The following is a 24,893-nucleotide window of genomic DNA, read 5'->3' as shown; positions in this document are numbered from 1 at the left end:
GTCACATCACTCCGGCACGCAGGAGGTCATGCATGTTGAGCGCGCCGGTCAGACGGCCGTGCGTATCGGTAACCAGCAGCGCATTGATGCTGTGGCGCTCCATCAGTGCCAGCGCCTCGGCAGCCAGTTGATCTTGCGTGGCAAGGCGAGGATTGGGGGTCATGACCGCCTCGATGGGCGTCTCGTGAACATCGATCCCCTCATCCAGCGCTCGACGTAGATCGCCGTCGGTAAAAATGCCGATGACCTCACCTTCGGCATTGCAGACCGCTGTCATGCCCAGCCCTTTGCGGGTCATCTCCAGCAGCGCGCCGGCCAATGGCGTATCCGGAGAGACGCGGGGCGTCGTGTCATCGGCATGCATCAGGTCGGCGATTCGAAGCAGAAGCCGTCGACCGAGGCGACCGCCCGGGTGAGAGCGGGCGAAATCCTCGCTGGTGAAGCCACGCGCATCCAGCAGCGCAATGGCAAGGGCGTCGCCCATCGCGAGGCTGGCGGTGGTGCTTGCCGTGGGTGCCAGTCCGAGCGGGCAGGCCTCGCGGTCCACCGCCACGTTCAGATGAACGCTAGCGGTGGCGGCGAGGGTGGAGTCCGGGTTGCCCGTAATCGCAACCAGCGCATTGCCCAGGCGTTTAATCAGTGGCAGGAGCTGGTTGATTTCCTCGGTCTCGCCCGAGTTGGACAGCGCAATCACCACATCGCCAGGCGTGATCATGCCAAGATCGCCGTGGCTCGCCTCGCCAGGGTGCACAAAAAAGGCCGGCGTGCCTGTGCTGGCCAGCGTGGCCGCGAGTTTGCCCGCCACGTGACCGGATTTACCCATGCCGATGACCACCACGCGGCCCTGGCAGTCGAGGAGCAGGCGACAGGCCGTCGCGAAGTCGTGATCGACGCGCGGCAGGAGTGCCGTTATCGCCGCTGCCTCGGTTTCGAGCACGGCACGGCCAAGGCGGCAAAAATCGGTGTCCTTCATGGTTTTAGCGTTTCCCCTCAGCGCCCCACGATAAACAGCATGAACTGATAGGCGATAAATCCGAGTAATAGCATACCGCCTTCCACCCGGCCGGCCTGACCTCGCTGCCTGAGCCCGAGACTAACCGGCACGATGGCCAGCATGAACAGGCTCATGATGCCGTAGTCGCGCAGGAGGCTTGGGCCATCGGCCGCAAAGGGGGCCAGCGTGCCAGCAATACCCAGTACGGCTAGCAGGTTAAAGATGTTGGAGCCGAGGATGTTGCCGATGACCAGTCCGGGTTCATTGCGCCGGACACTCGCGGTGGCCGCTGCCAGCTCGGGCAGGCTGGTGCCCACGGCCACGACGCTCAGGCCGATGACCAGATCGCTGACGCCGATCAGCCGCGCCAGCTCCGAGGCACTCCAAACAAGCAGTCGGGAGCTGGCGAGGAGGACAACTAAGCCAAGGCCAATTGCGATGAAGGTTCGCGCACGCGTCATCGCCTTCGTCGGAGCCTGGCCGATCTCTCGTTTGAGGACTTCGGCATGGGCATTGTCCTGACGCGCTTCCCAGCCGAGCCAGAGGATGACGGCCGTCATACCGACCAGTAACAGCACGCCATCGAGGCGCGAGACCTCGGCATCAATGAGCACCCATCCCGTACCCAGCACCACCATCATCAGGACAGGAAACTCGCGGCGCAATATGCCGTGGCCAACGGCAAAAGGTGTCGCCAGTGCGGTAATGCCCAGGATCAGACCCACGTTGGCAATGTTCGAGCCGATGGCATTGCCGAGGGCGATGGCGGGTGTGCCCTCGATAGCGGCAATCGCGGAGACCAGCATTTCGGGCAGCGAGGTGCCGATGCCGATAACCGTCAGCCCGATCACCAGGGCGGAGACACCCAGTCGCGCCGCTGCGCTGGAGGCGCCGGCGACAAACAGGTCGGCACTCCAGGCCAGTGCGGCAAACCCGACCGCGAGGGCCGCCAGTAGAATGAGGATGTCCATCGGGTCAGTCCGGTGAGCCGTTAATCGAGGCACACAATACCGCATTTGACCGGTTCCATGCCTTGGCGGATACTCGCGAATTCACAGCTCACCAGTCGCAACGGCGCGCCCAGAACCCATGACAGACAGCACTGCCAGTTTGCGTCCGGACGGTTTAATCGACATCCGTGGCCTCGTTTTCAGCCGAGGCGGACGGCGACTCTTCGACGGGGTCGATGTCACGGTTCGCCGCGGCGAGGTTGTGGCGATCATGGGTCCCAGTGGGACGGGTAAAACGACGCTGCTGCGACTGATCGGTGGCCAGTTGCGCGCCCAGGGCGGCCAGGTCAATGTGGATGGCGAAGCGGTCGGCCGGCTCTCCCGACGGGCGCTGTATCGGCTCCGGCGTCGAATGGGTGTGTTGTTTCAGAGTGGGGCGCTATTCACCGATCTCACCTGTTTTGACAATGTTGCTTTTCCCCTGCGTGAGCACACCGATCTCCCCGAGGCGCTGATTCGGCATGTGGTGCTGATGAAACTGGAGGCCGTGGGCCTGCGCGGCGCGCGCGATCTCTATCCGGCGGAGTTGTCTGGTGGCATGGCACGTCGGGTTTCACTGGCGAGGGCGCTTGCGCTGGATCCGGAAATGATCCTCTACGACGAGCCATTTGCCGGGCAGGATCCCATTTCCATGGGTGCGCTCATGAAGCTGATTCGCGAGCTGAATGACGCCCTGGGCCTCACCAGTGTGGTGGTCTCCCACGACGTGGAAGAGGCGCTCAGCATCGCTGACCGCGCCTTTGTCCTTTCAGAGGGGCAGATCGTCGAGGCGGGGACGCCAGCGGAACTGCGGGCGAGCCACTCCGAGTGGGTCCGGCAGTTTCTCAACGCGCTCCCGGACGGACCGGTGCCGTTCCATTATCCGGCAGACCCGATGGCGGATGACCTGCGCGGCGAGCGGCGCGAATGATCGCTGCCTTGCAAAAGCTCGGTGCCTCGACCCTGGCCACCCTCGGCTCTCTGGGTCGGTCGGTGATGTTCCTGCTGCGGGTTGTACTGGGCCTGGGCGAGCTGGCGCGCCGGCCGGGGCTGTTGATTCAGCAGCTGTATTCGGTGGGCGTGCTCACGCTGGTCATTATCGTGGTGTCCGGCTTGTTCGTTGGCATGGTGCTCGCCTTGCAGGGGTACTACACCCTGGTCGATTTCGGCGCTGAGCAATCGCTCGGTGTGCTGGTGGCGCTATCGCTGACGCGAGAGCTCGGGCCGGTGGTCACGGCGCTGCTCTTTGCCGGTCGCGCGGGATCAGCGCTGACGGCAGAAATTGGGCTGATGAAAGCGACGGAACAGTTGGCGGGCATGGAGATGATGGCCGTCGATCCGGAGCGCCGCATTATTGCGCCTCGATTGATCGCCGCGCTGATCTCTCTGCCGCTGCTCGCAGGCATTTTTACAGTGCTGGGTATTTTTGGCGCCTACTTTGTGTCGACCGTCATGCTGGGGGTTGATGGCGGTTCATTCTGGTCGCAGATGCAAGCACAGGTCAGCTTCGGCGATGATGTGATGAACGGAATGATCAAGAGTGTGCTGTTTGGCCTGGTGGCTGGATGGATCGCGGTTTTTAACGGATACGACTGTGTCCCGACTTCACACGGCGTGAGTCGGGCAACGACCGGCACGGTAGTGACGACCTCGCTTGTCGTACTGGGTCTGGATTTTGTGCTCACCGCACTGATGTTTGATTGACGAAGGAGCGCCTGGTGGATAATTCACGACGGGTCGAACTGGTGGTTGGCGCTTTTGTGGCAGCCGGGCTGGTTGCGCTGTTTGTCCTGGCGATGCAGGTCAGCAACCTCAACGTTTTTCAGCGCGCCGAGGGCTATACGATCGTCGGCCATTTTCAGAATGTGGGCGGACTGCGTGAGCGCGCGCCGGTCAACCTTGGCGGAGTGCAGGTCGGGCGCGTCAGCGCTATCTCCCTGGATCAGGACCGGCTTGAGGCGCGGGTAGAGATGACCATCAACGCCCAATACGATGACCTGCCCAGTGATTCGGCAGCGAGTATTCAGACCGCCGGGCTGTTGGGCGAGCAATATATCTCCCTCGATCCCGGCGGCATGCCGGATGCGCTCACTGAGGGGGATGAATTGATGATTACACGCTCGGCACTGGTGCTCGAAGATATCGTTGGGCAGTTCATCTACAACCAGAGTGACGGTGATGACAGCGAATGACCCGGCGCCGGTGCTGAGTGGGGAGGCACCAGGCGAACTTGCGTTGGCCGGGTCGTTGCGCTTTGCCGATGTCACCGGGTTGCTCGAGACACTGCCGGTGGGAGCCGGCGCCTACCAGGTCGACCTCAGTGGCCTGGGCGCTGTTGATAGCGCCGGAGTGGCGCTGATTCTGGAATGGCGCCTTCGCCTCGAGGCGGCCGGCGGTACATTAACGATCACCAATCCGCCGCAGCGCCTGGTCAGGCTCGCGGGCATTGGCGGGGTTGCTAAACTGTTGGGACTGAAGACCAATGAGTGGGGGACGGCAGACGCATGATGGAACCTGAGGCTATTCGGGCGCTGCTTCAGGCAGGGCTCACGGACGCTGATGTCGAGGTCGTCGGAGACGGGCGCCACTTTCAGGCGCGAATTGTTTCGTCAGACTTCGAAGACCTGCCCCTCCTTCGCCGCCATCGGTTGGTCTACGATCTGCTGCAGGCGCATATTGACAGCGACGTGCTGCATGCTATTTCGATGCGCACGCTAACCCCGGCGCAAGCCGCCGCAGAGCAGGACTGAGCCGGTGGAGCATCTTTTAATACGCGGCGGCCGTTGCCTCCAGGGCGAGGTCCGGATCTCCGGCGCGAAAAACGCCGCTCTGCCCATCATGGCGGCGACCTTGCTGGGCGATGGCCCGTCGATCGTCGGGAATATTCCCGACCTGCACGACATCACGACCACCATGGAGTTGCTCGGCCGGATGGGCGTGCGCCTGACGGTGGATGAGCGGATGCGCGTCGAGATCGACCCTCGCCCGATCGAGAATCAGCATGCACCGTACGAGCTGGTGAAAACCATGCGCGCCTCGATTCTGGTGCTCGGCCCCCTGCTGGCGCGTTACGGCGAAGCCGATGTGTCGCTGCCTGGCGGCTGTGCCATCGGTACTCGGCCGGTCAACCTCCATGTGGATGGCCTGCGGGCGCTGGGCGCGGAGATCAGCGTCGAGAATGGCTATATCCGGGCGCGTTGTTCACGGCTGAAGGGCGCGCGACTGGTGATGGACCTGGTGACGGTCACCGGCACGGAGAACTTGATGATGGCGGGCTGCCTTGCCGAAGGCGTCACCATTATCGAGAACGCGGCTCGCGAACCCGAGGTGGTCGACCTGGCTGACTTCCTCAACGCCATGGGCGCCAAGGTGAAGGGCGCGGGCACGGACACGATCACGATTGATGGGGTCGAGCGGCTGCACGGCACGGAGTACAACGTGCTGCCGGACCGCATCGAGACCGGCACGTTCCTGGTGGCCGCGGCCATGACGTCGGGCTGGGTGCGAGTGAAAAACACCGCCCCCCATCTGCTGGACTCGGTGATCGGGAAGCTGCGTGAGGCGGGTGCCGAGATGGAGATCGGTGACGATTGGATTTCTCTGGATATGACGGGCCGGCGGCCACAAGCCATTAACGTGCGCACAGCGCCATACCCCGCATTCCCGACGGATATGCAGGCGCAGATGTGTGCGCTGAATGCCATTGCCGAGGGCGTGGGGACGGTCACGGAGACCGTGTTTGAAAACCGTTTCATGCACGTGCTCGAGATCCAGCGCATGGGGGCAGATGTTCGGCTGGAAGGCCATATGGCCATCAGTACGGGTGTGCCTCATTTGACCGGCGCGCCGGTAATGGCGACGGATCTCAGGGCCTCGGCGAGTCTGGTGTTGGCGGGTCTGGTCGGGGAAGGTGTCACCCAGGTCGATCGCATCTATCACATCGACCGGGGGTATGAATGTATCGAAGAGAAGTTGGCCCAGCTCGGCGCGGACATCCGCCGGGTACCGGGTGAAGTGTTGCGTGCCCATGGCTGAGCCGCTCACCCTTGCCTTGTCGAAGGGCCGGATTCTTGAGCAGACGATGCCGCTGCTGAAGCCCCTTGGCATTGAACCGCTGGAAGATCCTGCCACGAGCCGCAACCTCGTGTTGCCCACCAGCGACCCGAATGTTCGCCTTATCATTGTCCGAGCCACGGATGTGCCAACTTACGTGGCCTACGGTGGCGCCGATCTGGGCGTGGCCGGCAAGGACGTGTTGCTGGAGCAGGGCGGGCACGGGCTGTACGAGCCAGTTGATCTCGGGATCGCCCGATGTCGGTTGATGGTGGCGGGGCGGCCTGATGCCGACCTGGAAGGCCGCCGGATTCGGGTGGCCACGAAGTTCGTCAACGTCACGCGGCGGCACTTCGCGGCGCAAGGTCGGCAAGTGGACTTGATTAAGCTGTACGGCTCGATGGAGCTGGCCCCGCTGGTGGGGTTGGCGGATGCCATCGTCGACCTCGTCGACACCGGGAATACGCTGCGCGCGAACGGGCTGGCCCCGCTCGAGCCGATTGCGGATATCAGCGCCCGGCTTGTGGTCAATAAGGGGTCAATGAAACTCAAGCACCGAGCGATCAAGCCAATGCTTGGTAAAATCGCAGAATCGGTGGACCGGAACGCGGGCAGGTAAGGCATGTTGGACATTCAGCGCTTGAGCACGACTCAGCCGGATTTCGAGGCCCGCCTTGCGGCGCTGACGGACTGGGATGACGGTGCGCCGCATGCGGTTGAAGCCGCCGTTGATTCGATCCTTGCTCGGGTGCGGCATGAGGGTGACCGGGCTTTGGTGGATTACACTCGGGATCTCGATGGTTACCACGTTGAACAGGCCGCCGAGCTCGAGGTGCCGCCCGCTCGCTGGCAGGCCGCGCTTGAGGCGCTGGAGCCTGAGGACCGCAAGGCCCTGGAGACGGCCGCCGCGCGGGTTGAGGCCTATCATCAGCATCAGCGCCAGGAAAGCTGGGAGACGACCGAGCCCGATGGCACCAAGCTCGGGCAGCGCATTCGGCCGCTCGAGCGTGTTGGCGTGTATGTGCCCGGTGGCAAGGCCGCTTATCCCTCATCGGTGCTCATGAACGCCATCCCCGCCCGCGTGGCGGGTGTCCGAGAGGTCATCATGGTGGCGCCAGCACCAGGTGGAGAAATCGCGCCCATGGTGCTGGCCGCAGCAGCCGTGGCCGGCGTGGACCGGCTGTTTCTGCTGGGTGGGGCACAGGCGGTGGGCGCGTTGGCTTATGGTACGGAGACCGTGCCCGCGGTGGACAAGATCGTCGGGCCGGGTAACGCTTACGTGGCCGAAGCCAAGCGTCGCGTCTTCGGCCATGTCGGGATCGACATGGTGGCGGGGCCTTCAGAGATCCTGGTGATTTGTGACGGCCAAACCGATCCCGAGTGGACCGCGATGGATCTCTTCTCGCAGGCGGAGCACGACGAGGACGCCCGGGCGTTGCTTATTTGCCCCGAGGCCCGCTACCTCGATGAGGTGCAGGCCGCCATGGAGCGGCTGCTGCCCGAGATGAGTCGCTCTGAGATTATCCGCCCGTCGCTGGCGCGGCGCGGGGCGTTAATTTGCGTGAGAGATTTGGGTGAAGCGGCCGAGGTGGCCGACCGGATCGCGCCGGAGCACCTCGAATTGTCGGTGGTGGAGCCAGAGCGGCTGGCATCGGCCATCGATCACGCCGGCGCCATTTTCATGGGGCGCTACACCCCCGAGGCCATCGGTGATTACTGTGCGGGGCCAAGCCACGTACTGCCAACCTCGAGGACGGCGCGCTTTGCCTCACCGCTCGGTGTCTATGACTTCTGCAAGTCGACCAGCCTGGTGCAATGCTCGCCGGCGGGTTCCAGGACACTGGGGGCGATTGCCGCGCGCCTCGCCCATGCCGAAGGGCTCACCGCGCACGCCCGTTCAGCGGAGCTTCGTCTGGAAAGCCCGGACGAATAGCCCCGCTTTGCCAGCTTACCGGCCTATCGCAACGGCGGGCTCTGTGGACCCTGCTGCTGCAGGTTGGGCGGTCGCTCGGCGATCTCAAGGCGCCAGGACTGCGCCTCTCCGTCGCGCTGGCCCCGCAGGCTCACGGTATCCCCTGGCGCTCGTTCACTCACGTCATTGAGTAGGGCCCGAACGCCGCGCACGGGCGCTGACTCGAGATGGGTGATGAGGTCGCCTGCCTCGAGCCCCGCCTCGTCCGCTGGTCCGCCACGCAGCACATTCACTACCCGGACGCCGGGCATCACCTCCCGGGCTGGCTGAATCTGGACACCGATCCAGCCGCGGATGACCCGGCCGTTTTCAATGATCCCCGTCAGGACCTCCTGGGCGAGCGCCGCCGGGATGGCGAATCCGATGCCGGTTGACGCGCCGGACTGACTGAATATGGCTGTGTTGATGCCAATGATCTCGCCATTGGCATTGATCAGGGCACCGCCGGAGTTGCCCGGGTTAATGGCCGCATCGGTCTGGATGAAATTCTCGAACGTGGCCAGTCCGAGCTCACTCCGGCCCAGAGCGCTGATGATCCCCTGGGTCACCGTCTGACCGACACCGAAGGGGTTGCCGATCGCCAGCACGATATCCCCGACGCGGTGGCTATTGGAGGCCGCCAGCGTGACGTGGGGGAGATCGGGTAGATCGATCTGCAGCACGGCGAGGTCGGATTCCGGGTCGGTGCCGACGATGGTAGCCATGGCAGTGCGGCCGTCCGAGAGCAATATCCGAATGCGTTGGGCACCCTCAATCACGTGATTGCTGGTGAGGATATGCCCGGCGTCGCTGACAAGGACACCGGATCCAAGGGACGTTTCGAGATCCGGGTCAATTTCACCCGTCGGGTTCTCAAAGAGCGGATCGAAAAGCGGGTCATCGAAAAAGGCATTGCGCGGGTCGGTGGTCTGGGTGCTCGTATAGATATTGACCACGGAGGGCGTTGCCTCGCCGACAGCATTGGCATATGAGGCGGGGCGTTCCCCAGCTGCGTTGAGACCCGGATCGACCTCTGTGGGTTGGTCAATACGAACAACGGGTCGGCCCTGTTCAACCAGATCTGGGGCTAACCAGGCCACCGCTGCAGCGACCACCAGCCCCACCAGGACATAGCTCAGAACAAACCGGGTGATGCGTCGAAACCTCATCTCTTATACTCGGGTTGTTTTTGTGAGTTGGAGCGACAATGCTACACCGATCGGCGCTGGTGGATTATGTGAATGGCCTCCTGGATGCACCAGGCCAGGCTGATTATTGTCCGAATGGTCTGCAGGTTGAAGGCCGTGCAGAGATCCACCGGCTCGTGACCGGCGTGACGGCCTCGCGACGATTTCTGGAATCGGCGATTGAGGCCGAGGCTGATGCCGTTCTCGTTCATCATGGGTTTTTCTGGAAAGGTGAGCCGGCGCCGATTGTGGGCATGAAAGCTGAGCGCATTCGGCTGCTGCTCGACCACGGAGTCAATCTGCTCGCTTATCACCTGCCCCTGGATATTCACCCGTCACTGGGCAATAACGCCTGCCTGGCACAGCGGCTGGAACTCGAGCCGGAAGGGCAGATCACCGCGGCCGGCGTAGCGGGATTGCTGTGGCACGGCCGGTTGCGCAGCCCGCTTGACGCCGAGCAATTCAGCGCCAGGTTAGAAGACAGGCTGGGCAGGACCCCGATGCATATTGCGGGTGGGCCGGCGCAGATTGAACGCGTGGCGTGGTGTAGCGGTGGTGGGCAGCGCTTCGTCACCGAGGCAGCGGCGCTGGGTGTCGATGCGTATTTCAGTGGGGAGATTTCCGAGCAGACGACGCACGAGGCACGCGAACAGGGCGTGCATTATTTCGCGGCTGGCCATCACGCGACCGAGCGCGGCGGTGTCCAGGCGCTCGGCGCGCATCTGGCGAGCCATTTTGGCCTGGAGCATGTATTCATTGACGACCCGAACCCCGCCTGATGACGGGCTCCGCAGGCAGTGGACCGAGGCCACGAGTGCTTGACGGAAAAGGCCTCATGGGGGATTCTAGCATCCCGAATATGGCCGAATTGCGTCGGTCAGACAGGGCCGGATTCACTACCCATGCACAGGAACAATAAAGATGTCTCAGGAAGGCGCCAGTAACAGCCGCCGCCGCTTTCTGACCGGAGCCGTAGCCGTTGTGGGCGGCGTGGGCGCGGCCTATACCGCTGTTCCATTTCTTGCCTACTGGAACCCCAGCGCCACAACCCGGGCCGCGGGTGCGCCGGTGGAAGTGGACACCAGCACGCTGGAGCCGGGTCAGCGCATGAACATTAGTTGGCGCGGTCAGCCGGTCTGGGTGATCCGCCGGTCAGAGGCTGCGCTGGAGGCGCTGCCTACGCTGGAAGATACGCTCGCCGATCCGGCGTCCGATGTGGCCTCCCAGCAGCCGAGCTACGCACAGAACACGCATCGATCGATCGACCCGGAGTTCCTGGTGGTCGTCCCGATCTGCACGCATCTGGGCTGTATCCCGTCCTACATGCCAAAGGCAGGTTCTCTGGATGCCGACTGGCAAGGCGGTTTTTTCTGCCCTTGCCATGGCTCAAAGTTTGATCTCGCTGGCCGTGTCTATGCCGGCGTTCCAGCACCCACTAATCTAGTAGTCCCTCCGCATCGTGTGGCTGAAAACGGTCTCCTGGTGGTGGGTGAAGACGACGAGGAGGCGGCCTGATGAGCGACGCGACGCAGAAAGCCGAAGGCGGTCTGCTGGGCTGGGTGGATGCCCGGTTCCCGCTGACCAAGATGTGGAACGAGCACATCGCCGAGTACTACGCGCCCAAGAATTTCAATATCTGGTACTACTTCGGTTCGCTGGCACTGTTCGTGCTGGTGAACCAGCTGCTGACGGGTATCTGGCTCACCATGAACTACAACCCCTCGGCGGACGGTGCATTCGCGTCGGTCGAGTACATCATGCGCGATGTCGAATGGGGGTGGTTAATTCGCTACATGCATTCCACGGGGGCCTCGGCGTTCTTTGTGGTGGTGTATCTGCACATGTTCCGAGCGCTCCTGTATGGGTCGTACCAGAAGCCGCGTGAGCTGATTTGGGTTTTCGGCATGATTATCTACCTCATGCTGATGGCCGAGGCTTTCATGGGTTATCTGCTGCCGTGGGGCCAGATGTCCTACTGGGGTGCGCAGGTCATTATTTCGCTGTTCGGGGCGATTCCCGGCATTGGTGAGCAGCTCGCGCTCTGGATTCGGGGCGACTTCAACATCTCCGGGGTAACGTTGAATCGTTTCTTCGCCCTGCACGTGGTGGCATTGCCGCTGGCGCTCGTGGGGCTGGTGGTCTTTCACATCCTGGCGCTGCATGAAGTGGGTTCCAACAACCCGGATGGCGTCAACATCAAGGAGCACAAAGACAAGGCCGGCAAGCCCAAGGACGGCATCCCCTTCCATCCGTATTACACGGTGAAGGACACCTTTGGGCTCGGCGTCTTCCTGATCTTCTTCTCCGCGGTCGTCTTCTTCGCACCAGAGATGGGCGGCATGTTCCTTGAACCGCCCAATTTCGAGCCGGCCAACCCGCTGCAGACGCCTGAGCACATTGCGCCGGTCTGGTACTTCACGGCGTTCTATTCAATCCTGCGCGCCATTCCCGACAAGTTCGGCGGCGTGCTCGCGATGGGCTCAGCGATATTCCTGCTGTTCCTGCTGCCGTGGATTGATCGCGGCCGGGTTCGCTCGGTGCGCTACCGGGGCCTGGGTCACAAGATCGCACTGGGCCTGTTTGCCGTGGCCTTTGTCGCATTGAGCTATCTTGGCCTGCAGGCACCATCAGATCTGATTCTCGGGCTAACGGTCACCGCCTGGGCGCAGATCTGGACCGTGGTCTACTTCGGCTTCTTTGCCTTCCTGTTCGCCTACACCGCGTTCGGGTTTGAGCGAACCAAGCCGGTTCCTGAGAGGGTCACCGACTGATGAGAAAGATTGCGCTTGCTCTCATGCTGGGGTTGATCTCCGGGGTGTCTTTTGCCGCCGGGGGCGGTGGCGATCTCATGGACGCCAAGGTGGATGTGTCCGATCAGAGTTCGTTGCAGCGCGGTGCAAAGCTGTTTGCCAATAACTGCATGGGGTGTCACTCGGCTGAATATGTCCGCTGGAACGCCTTGCCGGAAGGGCTCGGCGTGCCGATGGAGACCGTCGAGGAAACACTGGTGTATGGCAGCTACACGCCCGGTGACAAGATGAACATTGCCATGCGGGGCTCAGAGGCTTCGGATTGGTTTGGTGCTGAGCCGCCGGATCTGTCGCTTACCGCGCGCTCCCGGGGTGCGGACTGGGTCTATACCTACCTGAACAGTTTCTATCGCGACCCGGACGCCAGCATCGGCTGGAATAACACGCTGCTCGAGAATTCCTCGATGCCGCATGTGCTATGGCGGTTGCAGGGTGTGCCCGAGGCGCAATACGAGGAGGTCGGCGGCGAGCTCCAGACAGCGGGTATTGCGATTCCTGATGGCCAGCGTGGCCCCCTGAGCGAGTCGGAATATCATCAGGCTACGCGGGACATCACGAATTACATGGCCTTCCTGGCCGAGCCGGTCCGGGCCAAGCGCCAGGAGATCGGGATGTGGGTGATCGGCTTTCTGGTGATTTTCACCGGCCTGGCGTACCTCATGAAGCGGGAATACTGGAGGGATATCCACTGAGCCGTCAGCCGGTCGAATCCGTAGCAGAGCCGGTGGTGCTGAGTCAGCGCTCAACAATCGGGTTGTACAGCGATCCGGCGAGTGCTGATAGCCACCGGGTGCGTCTTGTCCTTGCGGAAAAGGGCATCGCGGTCGAAGTGGTTGAGATTGCGCCGGACGGCCCGCAGCCGGAAGACCTGGCTGATCTGAATCCCTATGCCGAAACCCCGACGTTGGTGGATCGTGATCTTGCACTGTATGACCCGCGGGTTATCTGCGAGTACCTGGACGAGCGCTTTCCCCATCCGCCGCTGATGCCCATTGACCCGGTCTCCCGGGCGAAGGCGAAGCTCGTGATATCTCGAGTTGAACGTGACTGGTACCGGTTGCTGTCGCATCTCGAGAAAACCGAAAACCGGGGCAAACCGGCTGTCCGCCGAGAGCTTGCTGAGGGCCTGGCCGCTAGCGCCGATGTCTTTGCGGCGGGGACACCGTTTTTCCTGAGTGATGAGATCACGATGATGGATTGCACGCTTGCGCCCCTGCTTTGGCGCCTGACGCACTATGGGGTCGAACTGCCGCCAGAGGCCGAGACAATTCAGGAATATGCGGCGCGGCTATTTGAGCGTGAACCGTTCCAGGCGAGCCTGACCGCCACCGAGCAGGCAATGCGACAGGGCGGATGACCCCCAGCCGGCCTTACCTGCTCCGTGGTCTCTATGAATGGATTGTTGATAACGACCTGACCCCACATCTGTTGGTGAATGCGGAGGCCGACGAGGTAATGGCGCCGCGTGAATTTGCTGAGGGTGGCCAGCTCGTATTGAATGTCTCACCAAGCGCCGTCCGCGGGCTGTCACTCGCTAACGATGCCATCGCGTTCGAAGCCCGCTTTGGTGGCGTCCCTCAGAACGTCTATGTCCCCGTGGCCCAGGTCCTCGCGATTTATGCTCGGGAGAATGGCCGGGGCATGATCTTTACCGCTGAAGATGGCGATGGCACACCGCCGGATGACGGGCCGGGTTCCGGATCGGGAAACGATGGCGGTGGTGGGCGTCCGGGCCTGCGCGTGGTCAAGTAGCTCACACCAAAGCTTATCCGTCGTCGGCGCGAAAGGCGTCACGGATCCAGGTAATCTGTCCGGTCTGGTCCAGGCCAATCACATCGAATCGCGTGGGTGGCTCGCTGCGCTGACGCTGCAGCCACGCGCTGGCCGCCGCGATCAGCCGGTGGCGCTTGGCCCGCGTGATGCTGTCGATGCCATCACCGAAATGCCCGGTGTCGCGCGCTCTTACCTCCACGAAGACAATCTCGGCATTGTCTCGCATCACCAGGTCAATCTCACCCCGGCGGATGCGGAAGTTGCGCTCAATGAGCAAAAGGCCCGCGGCTTGTAGATAATCAAGCGCCGTCTGTTCAGCCGCGGCGCCAATGCGCTGTGGGCGAGCGCTCAAGGCAGATACGGCGGCTGGCCGTTCAAAGCTGGCATGCGAATGAGTCGTAGGCCACTGCTATCCACTCGGGTGGGGAGCAAATGTCGGCGGACACGGCCTTCATCGTCAACGCGCAGGGCGCCTGTTGCGCCCTCAAATTGCACCGTGGGCTCCTGATTCAGAATGCTGAGTCGGCCCAGCAGCTGGTAGCTATCCAGGCCCAGGGCGACCAGTTGGCCGGCTCGCTGATCGGTATCGGCGGCGCTGAGCTCGGCCCGGACCCGCTCGGCAAAGCGGTTGGTGTCCTGATCAAGCAGCCAGGGCATGCGGGTGATCATCACAGCTTCCATATCCTTGTTGGCCTGATCCGATGCAGTTTGCGGGTAGGCCTGGCTGGTGGCGACTACCGGTAGTCCGATGCCACGCTGAAACCGGATTTGCGGCGCAATCAGACGGGCGGCGGGCTCGAAGGCCGCCATGAACACGCCATCCATGTCTTGCCGGCGGCGGTCCTCGAACTGGAGGCGCGCCCCGGTAACCGACTGCATTCGCACATGCCGCTCTTCACTGGCGTCGAGCTGGAAGAGCGTGCGAATCGGTAGGCTCATGTCTTCCTGCTGGTCGGCATAGGTGCTCAGCTCAATGATCTCACCCGTCTGCTCAGTGAACGCCTCCGAGAACGCGTCAGTCACTCGCTGGCCCCAGTCGTCTGCACTGGCAATCACTGCCATGCGTTCATAGCCAAGCTGTCGGGCGAGCGCCGCCGCGGCGCGCGCATCGTCTTCCGGGGCCAGGCCGAATTGTCTGAGTTTTGGGGTGTTCTGGATGTCGCTCGCCCGGTTAAGGGCAAGGACGGGTACGGACAGCGGTGTGCTTGAGGCCAGATCCCGGATCGCGCTTTTGCTGAGCGGGCCGATGACCTGCTGGGCACCTTCGGCGACAGCCTGCTGGTAGGCAGCGGGCGCGGGCAGTCCGTCGGGTCCCACATCAATGATGTTCAGGGTTGGTCGGCTTCTCTGGTTTGTCGCGGCGTAATGGGCCGCCAGGAGGCCCCGTCGGATCGCTTGACCAGCCGGCGCGAGCTCCCCGCTGAGGGGCAGTAGGGCTGCCACTGATCGGGGCGGCGCGGTTTCGGCGCGCTGAATGGCGCTGATGCGTGTTTCGAGCAGCTGGCTGGCCGGGTGTTGCGGGTGGCTCAAGCGCCATGCCTGAAGCGCGTCCTCGGTTTTGGATGCGCTCAGTGCCGCCTGGCGCACTTGGGTAGCCAGCTGGAGCCATGCCTTGCGTATCCCCTCCGGCGCTGCCTTGGCGGCGGACTGCACGGCCAGGAGTGGCGCCCGCATCAGACCTTCCCACAGTTCCGCCTCGTTGTGTCGAGCCAGATCGGTCGGTGGATCAAAATCAGCCAGCTCGAGCCGGTACGTCAATGCGCGTTGCCAGTCGCCCATTTGAGCGGCTAGCTGTGCCAGCGTTTGCGTCTGGTACGGGCGCAGGCGTCGGGGCATGGCTTGGGTGACTTCCGTCAGCGTCTCGGCGCGGACGCGATTGGCGCGATCCTGCCGTATGGCCAGGCGCGCCTCGATCAGGGTGCTGATGGCGGCGTTACGTGCACCCGCTCTGGCCCAACGGCTATCTGTTAACTGCCGCGCCGGTTGGGGGTCATCCATGGTCAGCGCGAGCAGGGCGGCCTCAAGTTTGAGTCCTGTTGCGGCGGGTTCCGGTGCGTCCCGGGCTGCCATGCGCAGGAGCGTGAGCGAACTGGTGACATCGCCCATGGCCAGGGCGGCATCGGCTTTATCCAGGCGCGGTGACTCGATCCGAGTCACCGCATCTTCATCGAGCGGCCTGACGGCGGTACACCCTGCGATAAAAAGCAGAGCGGCAAACAGAGCAATGGCGGGACGGGATAACGACAAGGTAGATCTCGCGGTACTTGGACGCGCCGGGTAGACTGCCGACGACCGCAGCAGTATTGATTCCGGGAGCAAATGGTGTCAATCGAGCCAGGCCGGCTTTACGTCGTGGCGACCCCCATCGGGAACCTGGGCGACCTGAGTGCGCGTGCCCGGGAGACCCTGGCGGGGGTGGATGCGATTGCCGCCGAAGACACGCGGCATACGGCGCGGTTATTGGGGCATCTGGGCCTGAAGCAACCGCTGATCAGCCTCCATGAGCACAACGAAAACGAGCGCGTTGCCATGCTGCGCCAGCGTCTCGACTCGGGCAGCGCCATTGCACTGGTTAGCGATGCAGGGACGCCGCTGATCAGCGACCCGGGCTATCGCCTGGTGCGAGCGTTGCGGGAAGCGGGGCGTGAAGTGCTGGCCGTGCCCGGGCCAAGCAGCATCGTTGCGGCCCTGTCAGTGGCTGGGTTGCCAACGGATCGGTTCAGCTATGAGGGGTTTCTGCCGGCGCGCCCGGCTAGTCGCCGCAAACGGCTGACGGCACTGGCTGGCCTGGAGCATACCCTGGTCGTGCTGGAGTCCGGGCGGCGCCTCGAGGCCGCGTTAGCCGATATGGTTGAGGCGTTCGGGCCAGAACGCGAAGCGGCGATTTGCCGGGAGTTGACCAAGCGCTTCGAGACGACGCGGCTCGATACATTGGCGGCGTTGGTGGATTGGGTAGCCGCTGATCCTCACCGCTTGAAGGGCGAATTTGTCATCCTGATCGGGGGTGCGCCGGCGTCGTCTGCGGAGCAGGCAGGCCTACCGCCCGTCGAGGTGATGCTTCAGCTTTTGCGTCAAGAGGGATTGGGTGCCAAAGCGGCTGCCCGCATTGCGGCTCAGCTGACGGGTGGATCGACCAATCAGATTTACACGCTGGCCGTGCAGGCAGATAAGCCCTGATGGCGTGCTTCGGTGATATCCTGCGTGGTGGGAAGTCGGCCGGACAATCGCTGCACTCGGTGTGGAGGAAAGTCCGGGCTCCAATGGGCAGGGTGCCAGGTAATGCCTGGGCGGCGTAAGCCGACGGAAAGTGCCGCAGAAAATAAACCGCCGATGGCCACCTTCGGATGGCCCAGGTAAGGGTGAAATGGTGCGGTAAGAGCGCACCGCGCGACTGGCAACAGGCGTGGCAGGGTAAACCCCACCCGGAGCAAGACCAAATAGGGGGGCAGACGCGTGGCCCGCGCGGCTCCCGGGTAGGTCGCTCGAGATACACGGTGACGTGTATCCCAGATGAATGATTGTCCTCGACAGAACCCGGCTTACAGGCCGGCTTCCCACTTTCTTTCCTTATGCGAATTCTCGCATTTTTCCTTAAATCGATGTTTTAAAAACTTATTTTTATCCCGCGATCAGGAGCTGAGTTTCCGGTCGGAGGGTGAGACGTAAGTCCCTGTCATGGTGGAAAAAATTGCTAGTCAGGTTGCTTGACGCGCCCTTAATTGCTGTCTAGAGTGTGTCCTCAAGTGGGGAAAAGTGGCAGGGAATGGCTTTTCCGGGTAGCGAAAGGGGAATTTCGTGTTTCGTGGTGTGACGCACATCAATCTCGACGCAAAGGGGCGCATCGCGTTCCCAAGCCGCTATCGCGAGCGGTTGGGTGCCCTTTGTGACGGGAATCTGGTGGTCACGGTGGACCGCGATCACTGCCTGCTCGTGTATCCCTTGCCGGAATGGGAGCACATCGAGCAGAAACTGGTGCGCCTGCCCAGTCTCAACCGCAGCGCCCGTCGGCTTCAGCGTTTGCTGATCGGCCATGCGACGGAGTGCCAGCTCGACGGTAGTGGGCGGATTCTGCTCTCCCAGCCGCTGCGGGATTTTGCAGGCCTCGACAAAAAAACCGTCCTGATTGGTCAGGGCAACAAGTTCGAGCTCTGGGATGAACTCGCCTGGACCCAGCGCCGCGATGAATGGCTGGCTGAAGCCGCCGAATCCGAAGACCTGCCGGGCGATCTCGAGTCCCTTTCCCTTTAGGAGACGATGGCCGTGAGCGAAGCCCCGGAACATCGCCCTGTCATGCTGGAGCAGGCCATTGAGGCCATGCACCCGCGACCCCACGGGATTTATGTGGACGGCACTTTCGGCCGTGGGGGGCATGCGATGGCCTTGCTCTCCCGTCTCGACAACAGCGCCTGTCTCTGGCTTGTCGATAAGGACCCCGAGGCGATCGCACTGGCGCAGGCTCGCCACGGCGATGATCCCCGTTGCCAGATTCTGCAGGCGGACTTCGCTGATCTGGGTCCGCATTTGCGCGCTGCCGGATTGGCGGGCCAAGTCATGGGCATCCTGCTTGATCTGGGCGTGTCATCGCCGCAGCTGGATACGCCGGCGCGGGGCTTTAGCTTTCTGCGCGAGGGCCCGCTCGACATGCGCATGAACAACCTGACCGGCGAGACCGCGGCCGAGTGGCTCGCCGGCGTTGACGAGCGCACGTTGGTCAGTGTGCTGCGCGACTATGGTGAGGAGCGGTTCGCTCGCCGGATCGCGAGGGCTATTTGTCGCGCTCGAGATCAGGGGCAGTTACCCGAGACCACAACGGGCTTGGCCGAGCTGATCGCGACCGCGGTCCCTCGCAGCGAGCCGGGCCGACATCCGGCGACACGCAGCTTTCAGGCCATTCGCATCCATCTGAATGACGAGCTCGGTGCGCTTGATCGCGTACTCGGTGATATTTGCGACTTGCTGGGGCCAGGCGGTCGCCTGGTGGTGATCAGCTTTCATTCGTTGGAGGATCGCCGGGTTAAGCGCTTCATCAACCGACACAGCCAGGTAGGCGATCTGCCGCCGGGCGCGGGCCGAGTGCCGCCCGAAAAGCAGCCTCGGCTGCGGCGCATCGGTAAGGCGTTGCAGGCTGACGACCTCGAGATCCACAGCAACCCGAGAGCCCGCAGCGCCACATTGCGCGTTGCGGAGCGTTTGCCATGAATCGCCTGGGTCTCGTGGTTCTAGTGCTCGCCGGGCTGGTGGTGGCCTCAGCCATTGCGGTGGTGGAGACCAAGCATCAGAGCCGCAGCCTGTTCGTGAAGCTTGAGGCATTGCGCAGCGAGCGTGATGAGCTCAATACAGACTGGAGCCGCCTGCGCCTGGAACAGGGGGCGCTCGCCACGCATTCGCGGGTGGATCGGATTGCCCGCGATGATCTGTCGCTGCGTGTGCCGGATCCCGATGACACCACGGTACTGGGCGCTGACGCCCAGGAGTCCTCGCCATGAATCGCGGGTCCGAGGCTCGGGTGACCGTGCCGGCCTGGCGGCGCTGGTTGGTGACCGTTGCTCTGCTTGCCCTGCCGATGACACTCCTGGGGCAGGCGGTGACGATCCAGCTGGTCGATAGTGATTTCCTTCAGGGCCAGGGCGATCAGCGGCATCTGCGTACCGAGGTGTTGCCGGCTCACCGCGGCGCTATTCATGACCGCCAGGGGGAGGCGCTGGCGATCAGCGCGCCCGTGGATTCGGTGTGGGCCGATCCCGGTGTGTTGCTGGATGAAAGCGGCGCCGAGGGGGTCGGGCAACTTGCGGAGGCCCTCTCACTAGATGCCGCCGCTTTGCGGGATGACCTCGAGGCGCGCGAGAACCGCGAGTTCGTTTACATCCGCCGCCATGTTAACCCGAGCCTGGCAGAGACCGTGATGGCGCTCGAGCTGCCGGGTGTCGCCCTGCAACGAGAGTATCGACGCTTTTATCCCGCCGGTGAAGTGACCGGGCACGTGCTGGGCTTTACCAACATCGATGATCAGGGGCAGGAAGGCCTCGAGCGAGTTTACGACGACTGGCTTTCTGGTGAGCCGGGTGCCAAACGCGTGCTGCGTGATCGGCGTAGGCGCAACATTGAGGATGTGGAACGGCTGCGCGAGCCCGATGCCGGCCGTGATCTGACGCTGACTATCGACCGGCGTCTGCAATATGTGGCCTATCGTGAATTAAAAGCCGCCGTGGAGCGTGAGCAGGCCGTTGGTGGGTCGGTTGTGCTGATGGATCCGGCGTCCGGCGAGATCCTCGCCATGGTGAATCAACCGGCGTTCAACCCGAATCGGCGCTCAGAAATTTCCGCCGGCCGCTACCGCAACCGTGCGGTCACGGACACCCATGAACCGGGCTCGGTAATGAAGCCGTTTACAGTAGCCGCAGCGCTTGCGAGTGGCCGCTATCAGCCCGATACCTCCATCGATACCAGCCCGGGCACCCTCCGAGTCGGGCAGAGCCAGGTGCAGGACGTGCGCAACTTTGGCGAGCTGACGGTGGCAACCGTGCTTAAGAAATCGAGCAACGTGGGCGCCGCCACGCTGGCACTGGATCTGGAGCAAGGCCGCATCTGGTCACTGCTGGATCGCATGCAGTTTGGCCAGCCAACAGGCCTGGTTTTCCCGGGCGAGGCCAGTGGGTATTTGTCGGCGTCAGCGTCTGAGCGGCCGATCGAGCGGGCGACGCTCGCTTTCGGTTACGGGGTGTCGGTCAGTGCCCTCCAGCTGGCTCGCGCCTATTCGGCAATCGCCGCGGATGGCGATCTGCCAACCCCCACATTGGTCAGCGGTGCCGAAGCAGGCGATCCCGTGTCCGTGATGGATCCCGAGATCGCGGGTGTGCTGCGGCGGATGTTGACCGAGGTGACTCGCGAAGGCGGGACGGCGACGCAGGCGGCCATCCCGGGTTATCAGGTGGCCGGCAAAACCGGGACCAGCCGCAAGGCGATCGCCGGCGGTTACGCCGAAGATCGCTACCTCTCGATCTTTGCGGGCATGGCACCGGCAGATGACCCGCGGTTTGTTGCCGTGGTCAGCCTGGATGAGCCAAGCGGTGACCAGTATTACGCCGGGCCGGTTGCGGGTCCGGTCTTCCGGTCGGTGATGGAAAGTGCCCTGCGCCTGTACAACGTACCGCCGGATGACATGATAGATGGCGAGACCCTGACCGCTGCGCGGGAGGTGCGCCAGTGAGCGGCGCCAGGTCAGCAAAGGCGCTTCTAGCGCCCTGGGTGGATTCCGCCGGGCTGGACGAGACTGCGCTCGCAGGCCTCACGATGACCTCGGGTGAGGTGGTTAACGGTGGCCTTTTCATGGCGGTTGCGGGGTCGGTGGGTCACGGCCTCGACTACGTGGATGAAGCCATTGCCAAAGGCGCAGCCCTGATTGCCTGGGAGCCCACGGATGATCTGGAAACGACCCAGGCGATTCGGCAGTGCGAGGCCGCTGGTGTATCGATGGTGGCCGTGCCAGAGCTCGCCCGCCACGCTGGCGCGATTGCGGCCCGCTACTACGACGAGCCGGCAGCGTCACTGCACATCATCGGTGTCACGGGGACGGACGGAAAGACCTCGGTGGCCCATGGCATCGCCACCGTGCTGGAGACCTTGGGTGTGCCCGCGGCGTTGATGGGCACCCTGGGCTGGGGCCGCGTGGGGCAGCTTACGACCGATAGCCTGACCACCGCTGATGCGGTAACGCTGCAGCGGCGATTTGCCATGTTACGAGAGGCTGGCGTGCGCGCGGTGGCGATGGAGGTGTCCTCGCACGCACTCGCCCAGCACCGAGTGGATGCGGTGCCCTTCGATACCGCGGTGTTAACGCATGTCGGCCGAGATCATCTGGATTATCACGGCAGCGTCGCGGCGTATCGGGCGGCCAAGCGGCGCCTGTTCACCCGGCCCGGCCTGCGACGTCAGATTTTGAATATCGATGATGATCTGGGCGCAGAGTTGGCGACCGCGGCGGACGCCCCGGGCGATCGCCTGACCTATGGCCGCACGGAGGCAGCGGATCTCCAGCTGCTGTCGGCCGAGCCGCGCCCCAGTGGCCTGATGCTGACGTTGCGGATTCACGGGCTTTGCCGGACCAGCGAGCTCGGCTTGATCGGCCCGTTTAATGCCATGAACGCCCTGGCGACGCTCGGTGCCGTACTCGATGGACAGCCTGCGGAGACCGCACTTGAGGCGCTGGCCCGCTTGCAGCCGGTGCCCGGACGAATGGAGCGATTCATTGCGCCCGGACGCCCCTTGGTCGTCGTGGACTATGCCCACACGCCAGGCGCGCTCGAAGCCGCTCTGCAAGGCGTGCGGCCGCACACGCGCGGTCGACTGATTTGTGTTTTTGGTTGCGGCGGTGACCGGGACCGCGGCAAGCGCGCACTGATGGGAGACATCGCCAGTCGACTCGCGGACGAGGTCAGATTGACCAATGACAATCCGCGCGGCGAGTCGCCAGACGCGATTATCGCGGAAATTCAGGCGGGATGCCGATCAGGTACCCCTTGCCAGGTGGAGAAAGACCGCCATACAGCGATCCAGCAGGCCATTGAGGCCGCCAAGCCCGGGGACACGGTCCTGGTGGCGGGTAAGGGCCATGAAGAGACTCAAGTGATCGGGCAACGGGTGTCGCGTTTCAGTGACCGTGAATCGGTGGGTGCGCTGCTGACGGGGGAGGCGGGCTGATGCGGCCGGTCAAGCTCCAGGCTCTGGCCAGTGAGATGGGCGGGCGCGTGACCCGGGGAGATGTCTCGGTGAGCGGCGTTGTTCTGGACTCGCGTCGCGTCCGGCCTGGTGATCTGTTTGTGGCGCTGCCTGGCCATCACGCTGATGGCCACGATTTTCTGGAGGCCGCCGCAGCGGCCGGCGCAAGCGCGGCACTGGTCACGCGTTTTACCGAGGTTGATCTGCCGCAATGGTGTGTGAGCGATCCCCGCCGCGTCCTGGTTGAACTGGCGTGTCAGGTCCGGTCGACGACCCACGCCGCTGTGGTGGGTGTCACCGGCAGTAACGGCAAGACAACGGTCAAGGAAATGCTCGCCGGCATCCTGGCGCATAGGGGTGCATGCCAGGCGACCGTCGGTAATTTGAATAACGAACTGGGGGTGCCGCTCACCCTTTGCAGTCTGGCCCCGGAAGATCGCTTTGCTGTGGTTGAAATGGGGTGCGGCCGGCCAGGGGACATCAATCTGCTGTCGAGCTGGGCACGGCCCGTTATTGGGCTGGTGACCAATGTTGGCCCTGCGCACTTGGGCGAGTTCGGCAGTCTGGAGGCCATTGCGCGCTGCAAGGGTGAGCTGTTTGCGGCGCTGCCGGCCGATGGCTGGGCCGTCATTAATGCCGATGATCCCTTTGCGGATACCTGGGAGCAGCAGGCCGCCCATTGCCACATCCTGCGATTCAGTCTGACCGGTCAGTCAGCGGACATTACCGGAACGGTTCGGGCCCCGGGCGTTCTGGCGATTGAACTGCCAGACATGGCCTCTCTCGAGGTTCATGTCCCGCTGCCGGGCCGACATAACCTGGCCAACGCCCTTGCGGCAGCGGCCGCGGCCTATGCGGCCGGCGCGACACCGGACGCTATCGTTGCTGGGTTGGAAGGGTTAACCCCCACCGCAGGTCGACTGCACACCCGCGCGGGTCGAGCGGGCAGTGTTTTGATCGACGACAGTTATAACGCGAATCCAGCCTCGTTGAGGGCAGCGCTGGAGACAGCCGCCGCTGAGTCGGGGCCACTCTGGCTGGTGCTGGGCGACATGGGAGAGCTGGGTGAGGCGGCACCTGACTACCATGCTGAGGCCGGGGCGCTGGCGCGTGATCTTGGCGTGGCCCGCTTGTATGCCACCGGCGCACTCAGTGCACTGGCGGCCGAAGCGTTTGGTGAAGGCGGTCAGACCTTCGCCAGTCGCACTGAGCTGATTGAGACGATTCGCCCGGATCTGACCGCGGGCTTACGCGTGCTGATCAAGGGCTCACGATCCGCCCAAATGGATGAGGTGGTTCAGGGCCTGGCCGCTGACCCGGAGCCGGGAGGTGCGCCATGCTGCTGATGCTTGCCGAGTATCTCGCTGGTTTTTACACCGCGTTCAACGTCTTCCAGTACCTGACGTTCCGGGCCATTCTCGGCACGCTGACAGCGCTTGGTATCGGGTTGATGGTGGGGCCATGGCTCATCCGGCGTCTGGAACGCTCTCAGGTGGGCCAGCAAATCCGTGAGGATGGCCCGGTTAGCCATTACTCCAAGGCGGGAACGCCCACAATGGGTGGCTCGCTCATGCTCGTCGGGATTGCGGTCGCTACGCTGTTGTGGGGCGATCTGGCGAGCCGACACGTTTGGGTGGTTTTGCTCACCACACTCGCGTTTGGTGCCATTGGTGGTGCCGATGACTGGCTGAAACTAACGCGTGGCAGCAGCGAGGGGTTGCGGGCGCGGACCAAATTCCTGTGGCAGACCCTCGCGGGACTGATGGCCGGGACTGCTTTGTACGTCACGGCCGTGACGCCGGTCGAGACCATGCTGATCCTGCCCTTGATCAAGGACTTCGCGATCCCGTTGGGCCTGTTGTTCATCCCCCTGACCTGGCTGGTTGTGGTGGGTGCCTCGAACGCGGTCAATCTCACGGATGGCCTGGACGGCCTGGCCATCATGCCGACCGTTCTGGTGGCCGGTGCCCTGGGCGTCTTTGCCTACGCGAGCGGCAATGTCAATTTCGCGGAATACCTTGGTATCCCCTATGTCGCCGGGGTTGGCGAGTTGATCGTCTTTGTGGGCGCGCTGGTAGGCGCCGGTCTGGCCTTCCTCTGGTTTAACACTTATCCCGCTCAGGTTTTCATGGGCGATGTGGGTGCGCTCGCACTCGGCGCGGCACTTGGCATGATCGCCATGGTGGTCCGCCAGGAGGTGGTGCTATTCATTATGGGTGGCGTGTTCGTTGCCGAGACCGTCTCGGTCATGCTGCAGGTCATCTGGTACAAGCAAACGGGACGGCGAATCTTTCGCATGGCGCCGCTTCACCACCATTTCGAGCTCAAGGGCTGGCCGGAGCCCCGGGTCATCGTCCGCTTCTGGATTATCTCGGTGGTCCTCGTCCTGGTCGGATTGGCGACGTTGAAGCTGCGGTGATG

General features: G+C 63.2%; 27 protein-coding genes and 1 other RNA gene. 23 read left to right on the top strand and 5 right to left on the bottom strand.

Features of this window, described 5'->3' with window-relative positions; all coding sequences use genetic code 11:
- Position 1: 1 nt before the first annotated feature.
- Together SPISAL_RS07080 and SPISAL_RS07075 are read right to left on the bottom strand one after the other, a co-directional pair.
- On the bottom strand, positions 2-973 hold the full coding sequence (locus tag SPISAL_RS07080) for a KpsF/GutQ family sugar-phosphate isomerase (RefSeq protein WP_016353796.1): 972 nt from the start codon (positions 971-973) through the stop codon (positions 2-4).
- Between the two features lie 17 nt (positions 974-990).
- A complete protein-coding gene (locus SPISAL_RS07075) occupies positions 991-1,965 on the bottom strand; it encodes a calcium/sodium antiporter (protein WP_016353795.1) in 975 nt (324 codons plus the stop codon).
- 118 nt (positions 1,966-2,083) lie between these two features.
- On the opposite strand from SPISAL_RS07075, the gene SPISAL_RS07070 reads away from it, so the two are divergent.
- From SPISAL_RS07070 to hisD, 8 genes are read left to right on the top strand one after another with little or no spacing between them, the layout of a single operon-like run.
- On the top strand, positions 2,084-2,914 hold the full coding sequence (locus SPISAL_RS07070) for an ABC transporter ATP-binding protein (RefSeq protein WP_016353794.1): 831 nt from the start codon (positions 2,084-2,086) through the stop codon (positions 2,912-2,914).
- Positions 2,911-3,687 carry a lipid asymmetry maintenance ABC transporter permease subunit MlaE gene (mlaE, locus tag SPISAL_RS07065; protein WP_016353793.1) on the top strand — a complete coding sequence of 259 codons (777 nt, stop codon included), beginning with the start codon at positions 2,911-2,913 and terminating at the stop codon, positions 3,685-3,687. The genes SPISAL_RS07070 and mlaE overlap by 4 nt, the downstream gene beginning before the upstream one ends.
- A gap of 14 nt (positions 3,688-3,701) precedes the next feature.
- Entirely contained in the window at positions 3,702-4,175 is a 474-nt protein-coding gene (mlaD, locus tag SPISAL_RS07060; protein WP_016353792.1) for an outer membrane lipid asymmetry maintenance protein MlaD, read from the top strand.
- Positions 4,162-4,491, top strand: coding sequence for an STAS domain-containing protein (locus SPISAL_RS07055; RefSeq protein WP_016353791.1), 330 nt, complete (start codon positions 4,162-4,164; stop codon positions 4,489-4,491). Before mlaD ends, SPISAL_RS07055 begins: the two co-directional genes overlap by 14 nt.
- Positions 4,488-4,733 carry a BolA family protein gene (locus tag SPISAL_RS07050; RefSeq protein ID WP_144060404.1) on the top strand — a complete coding sequence of 82 codons (246 nt, stop codon included), beginning with the start codon at positions 4,488-4,490 and terminating at the stop codon, positions 4,731-4,733. The genes SPISAL_RS07055 and SPISAL_RS07050 overlap by 4 nt, the downstream gene beginning before the upstream one ends.
- A 4-nt stretch (positions 4,734-4,737) precedes the next feature.
- Positions 4,738-6,018, top strand: a complete 1,281-nt coding sequence (murA, locus tag SPISAL_RS07045; protein WP_016353789.1) for a UDP-N-acetylglucosamine 1-carboxyvinyltransferase — start codon at positions 4,738-4,740, stop codon at positions 6,016-6,018.
- Entirely contained in the window at positions 6,011-6,655 is a 645-nt protein-coding gene (hisG, locus tag SPISAL_RS07040; RefSeq protein WP_016353788.1) for an ATP phosphoribosyltransferase, read from the top strand. The genes murA and hisG overlap by 8 nt, the downstream gene beginning before the upstream one ends.
- A gap of 3 nt (positions 6,656-6,658) precedes the next feature.
- Positions 6,659-7,969 (top strand): histidinol dehydrogenase, encoded by a 1,311-nt coding sequence (hisD, locus tag SPISAL_RS07035; protein ID WP_016353787.1) that lies wholly within the window; start codon positions 6,659-6,661, stop codon positions 7,967-7,969.
- 23 nt (positions 7,970-7,992) lie between these two features.
- Here hisD and SPISAL_RS07030 read toward each other — a convergent pair whose 3' ends face one another.
- Positions 7,993-9,156 (bottom strand): S1C family serine protease, encoded by a 1,164-nt coding sequence (locus SPISAL_RS07030; protein ID WP_016353786.1) that lies wholly within the window; start codon positions 9,154-9,156, stop codon positions 7,993-7,995.
- A gap of 38 nt (positions 9,157-9,194) precedes the next feature.
- Here SPISAL_RS07030 and SPISAL_RS07025 point away from each other — a divergent pair, with 38 nt between their 5' ends.
- From SPISAL_RS07025 to SPISAL_RS07000, 6 genes are all read left to right on the top strand, one after another.
- Positions 9,195-9,953 carry a Nif3-like dinuclear metal center hexameric protein gene (locus SPISAL_RS07025; RefSeq protein ID WP_016353785.1) on the top strand — a complete coding sequence of 253 codons (759 nt, stop codon included), beginning with the start codon at positions 9,195-9,197 and terminating at the stop codon, positions 9,951-9,953.
- Positions 9,954-10,095: 142 nt separating this feature from the next.
- A complete protein-coding gene (petA, locus tag SPISAL_RS07020; protein ID WP_016353784.1) occupies positions 10,096-10,689 on the top strand; it encodes a ubiquinol-cytochrome c reductase iron-sulfur subunit in 594 nt (197 codons plus the stop codon).
- A complete protein-coding gene (locus SPISAL_RS07015) occupies positions 10,689-11,945 on the top strand; it encodes a cytochrome b (protein ID WP_016353783.1) in 1,257 nt (418 codons plus the stop codon). The genes petA and SPISAL_RS07015 overlap by 1 nt, the downstream gene beginning before the upstream one ends.
- Positions 11,945-12,676: a cytochrome c1 gene (locus tag SPISAL_RS07010; RefSeq protein WP_016353782.1), complete on the top strand. Its 732-nt coding sequence runs from the start codon at positions 11,945-11,947 to the stop codon at positions 12,674-12,676. The genes SPISAL_RS07015 and SPISAL_RS07010 overlap by 1 nt, the downstream gene beginning before the upstream one ends.
- A 32-nt stretch (positions 12,677-12,708) precedes the next feature.
- Positions 12,709-13,341, top strand: a complete 633-nt coding sequence (locus SPISAL_RS07005; RefSeq protein ID WP_041389296.1) for a glutathione S-transferase N-terminal domain-containing protein — start codon at positions 12,709-12,711, stop codon at positions 13,339-13,341.
- Positions 13,338-13,736 (top strand): ClpXP protease specificity-enhancing factor, encoded by a 399-nt coding sequence (locus SPISAL_RS07000; RefSeq protein ID WP_016353780.1) that lies wholly within the window; start codon positions 13,338-13,340, stop codon positions 13,734-13,736. Before SPISAL_RS07005 ends, SPISAL_RS07000 begins: the two co-directional genes overlap by 4 nt.
- A 13-nt stretch (positions 13,737-13,749) precedes the next feature.
- On the opposite strand, the gene SPISAL_RS06995 is transcribed toward SPISAL_RS07000, so the two are convergent.
- Both SPISAL_RS06995 and SPISAL_RS06990 read right to left on the bottom strand, forming a co-directional pair.
- Positions 13,750-14,109: a YraN family protein gene (locus SPISAL_RS06995; RefSeq protein WP_016353779.1), complete on the bottom strand. Its 360-nt coding sequence runs from the start codon at positions 14,107-14,109 to the stop codon at positions 13,750-13,752.
- Positions 14,106-16,004 carry a penicillin-binding protein activator gene (locus SPISAL_RS06990; RefSeq protein WP_016353778.1) on the bottom strand — a complete coding sequence of 633 codons (1,899 nt, stop codon included), beginning with the start codon at positions 16,002-16,004 and terminating at the stop codon, positions 14,106-14,108. Before SPISAL_RS06990 ends, SPISAL_RS06995 begins: the two co-directional genes overlap by 4 nt.
- A 72-nt stretch (positions 16,005-16,076) precedes the next feature.
- Between SPISAL_RS06990 and rsmI the strand changes: the two genes are divergently transcribed.
- From rsmI to mraY, 9 genes are all read left to right on the top strand, one after another.
- The gene (rsmI, locus tag SPISAL_RS06985) at positions 16,077-16,934 is read left to right on the top strand and encodes a 16S rRNA (cytidine(1402)-2'-O)-methyltransferase (RefSeq protein WP_016353777.1); all 858 of its coding nucleotides are present in this window, start codon (positions 16,077-16,079) and stop codon (positions 16,932-16,934) included.
- Between the two features lie 31 nt (positions 16,935-16,965).
- Positions 16,966-17,315: RNase P RNA component class A (gene rnpB, locus SPISAL_RS08735), an RNA gene on the top strand.
- Between the two features lie 237 nt (positions 17,316-17,552).
- Positions 17,553-18,005 carry a division/cell wall cluster transcriptional repressor MraZ gene (mraZ, locus tag SPISAL_RS06980; protein WP_016353776.1) on the top strand — a complete coding sequence of 151 codons (453 nt, stop codon included), beginning with the start codon at positions 17,553-17,555 and terminating at the stop codon, positions 18,003-18,005.
- Between the two features lie 6 nt (positions 18,006-18,011).
- On the top strand, positions 18,012-18,956 hold the full coding sequence (gene rsmH / locus SPISAL_RS06975; protein WP_016353775.1) for a 16S rRNA (cytosine(1402)-N(4))-methyltransferase RsmH: 945 nt from the start codon (positions 18,012-18,014) through the stop codon (positions 18,954-18,956).
- On the top strand, positions 18,953-19,243 hold the full coding sequence (gene ftsL, locus SPISAL_RS06970; RefSeq protein WP_016353774.1) for a cell division protein FtsL: 291 nt from the start codon (positions 18,953-18,955) through the stop codon (positions 19,241-19,243). The genes rsmH and ftsL overlap by 4 nt, the downstream gene beginning before the upstream one ends.
- Positions 19,240-20,964 carry a peptidoglycan D,D-transpeptidase FtsI family protein gene (locus tag SPISAL_RS06965; RefSeq protein ID WP_016353773.1) on the top strand — a complete coding sequence of 575 codons (1,725 nt, stop codon included), beginning with the start codon at positions 19,240-19,242 and terminating at the stop codon, positions 20,962-20,964. Before ftsL ends, SPISAL_RS06965 begins: the two co-directional genes overlap by 4 nt.
- The gene (locus SPISAL_RS06960) at positions 20,961-22,454 is read left to right on the top strand and encodes a UDP-N-acetylmuramoyl-L-alanyl-D-glutamate--2,6-diaminopimelate ligase (protein ID WP_016353772.1); all 1,494 of its coding nucleotides are present in this window, start codon (positions 20,961-20,963) and stop codon (positions 22,452-22,454) included. The genes SPISAL_RS06965 and SPISAL_RS06960 overlap by 4 nt, the downstream gene beginning before the upstream one ends.
- On the top strand, positions 22,454-23,818 hold the full coding sequence (locus tag SPISAL_RS06955; RefSeq protein ID WP_016353771.1) for a UDP-N-acetylmuramoyl-tripeptide--D-alanyl-D-alanine ligase: 1,365 nt from the start codon (positions 22,454-22,456) through the stop codon (positions 23,816-23,818). Before SPISAL_RS06960 ends, SPISAL_RS06955 begins: the two co-directional genes overlap by 1 nt.
- On the top strand, positions 23,809-24,891 hold the full coding sequence (mraY, locus tag SPISAL_RS06950) for a phospho-N-acetylmuramoyl-pentapeptide-transferase (RefSeq protein WP_016353770.1): 1,083 nt from the start codon (positions 23,809-23,811) through the stop codon (positions 24,889-24,891). The genes SPISAL_RS06955 and mraY overlap by 10 nt, the downstream gene beginning before the upstream one ends.
- The last annotated feature ends 2 nt before the right edge of the window (positions 24,892-24,893 follow it).

Source organism: Spiribacter salinus M19-40 (assembly GCF_000319575.2).
Classification (GTDB): domain Bacteria; phylum Pseudomonadota; class Gammaproteobacteria; order Nitrococcales; family Nitrococcaceae; genus Spiribacter; species Spiribacter salinus.
Note: the sequence above shows the minus strand (reverse complement) of the source record. Positions and strands in the feature narration are given on the sequence as shown.

Bases quoted from the DNA above. Each gene is read 5' to 3' on its own strand.
- SPISAL_RS07080 (WP_016353796.1), bottom strand. From the start codon at position 973: ATGAAGGACACCGATTTTTGCCGCCTTGGCCGTGCCGTGCTCGAAACC.
- SPISAL_RS07075 (WP_016353795.1), bottom strand. From the start codon at position 1,965: ATGGACATCCTCATTCTACTGGCGGCCCTCGCGGTCGGGTTTGCCGCA.
- SPISAL_RS07070 (WP_016353794.1), top strand. From the start codon at position 2,084: ATGACAGACAGCACTGCCAGTTTGCGTCCGGACGGTTTAATCGACATC.
- mlaE (WP_016353793.1), top strand. From the start codon at position 2,911: ATGATCGCTGCCTTGCAAAAGCTCGGTGCCTCGACCCTGGCCACCCTC.
- SPISAL_RS07055 (WP_016353791.1), top strand. From the start codon at position 4,162: ATGACAGCGAATGACCCGGCGCCGGTGCTGAGTGGGGAGGCACCAGGC.
- SPISAL_RS07050 (WP_144060404.1), top strand. From the start codon at position 4,488: ATGATGGAACCTGAGGCTATTCGGGCGCTGCTTCAGGCAGGGCTCACG.
- hisG (WP_016353788.1), top strand. From the start codon at position 6,011: ATGGCTGAGCCGCTCACCCTTGCCTTGTCGAAGGGCCGGATTCTTGAG.
- hisD (WP_016353787.1), top strand. From the start codon at position 6,659: ATGTTGGACATTCAGCGCTTGAGCACGACTCAGCCGGATTTCGAGGCC.
- SPISAL_RS07030 (WP_016353786.1), bottom strand. From the start codon at position 9,156: ATGAGGTTTCGACGCATCACCCGGTTTGTTCTGAGCTATGTCCTGGTG.
- SPISAL_RS07025 (WP_016353785.1), top strand. From the start codon at position 9,195: ATGCTACACCGATCGGCGCTGGTGGATTATGTGAATGGCCTCCTGGAT.
- petA (WP_016353784.1), top strand. From the start codon at position 10,096: ATGTCTCAGGAAGGCGCCAGTAACAGCCGCCGCCGCTTTCTGACCGGA.
- SPISAL_RS07015 (WP_016353783.1), top strand. From the start codon at position 10,689: ATGAGCGACGCGACGCAGAAAGCCGAAGGCGGTCTGCTGGGCTGGGTG.
- SPISAL_RS07010 (WP_016353782.1), top strand. From the start codon at position 11,945: ATGAGAAAGATTGCGCTTGCTCTCATGCTGGGGTTGATCTCCGGGGTG.
- SPISAL_RS07000 (WP_016353780.1), top strand. From the start codon at position 13,338: ATGACCCCCAGCCGGCCTTACCTGCTCCGTGGTCTCTATGAATGGATT.
- rsmI (WP_016353777.1), top strand. From the start codon at position 16,077: ATGGTGTCAATCGAGCCAGGCCGGCTTTACGTCGTGGCGACCCCCATC.
- rsmH (WP_016353775.1), top strand. From the start codon at position 18,012: ATGGCCGTGAGCGAAGCCCCGGAACATCGCCCTGTCATGCTGGAGCAG.
- ftsL (WP_016353774.1), top strand. From the start codon at position 18,953: ATGAATCGCCTGGGTCTCGTGGTTCTAGTGCTCGCCGGGCTGGTGGTG.
- SPISAL_RS06965 (WP_016353773.1), top strand. From the start codon at position 19,240: ATGAATCGCGGGTCCGAGGCTCGGGTGACCGTGCCGGCCTGGCGGCGC.
- SPISAL_RS06955 (WP_016353771.1), top strand. From the start codon at position 22,454: ATGCGGCCGGTCAAGCTCCAGGCTCTGGCCAGTGAGATGGGCGGGCGC.
- mraY (WP_016353770.1), top strand. From the start codon at position 23,809: ATGCTGCTGATGCTTGCCGAGTATCTCGCTGGTTTTTACACCGCGTTC.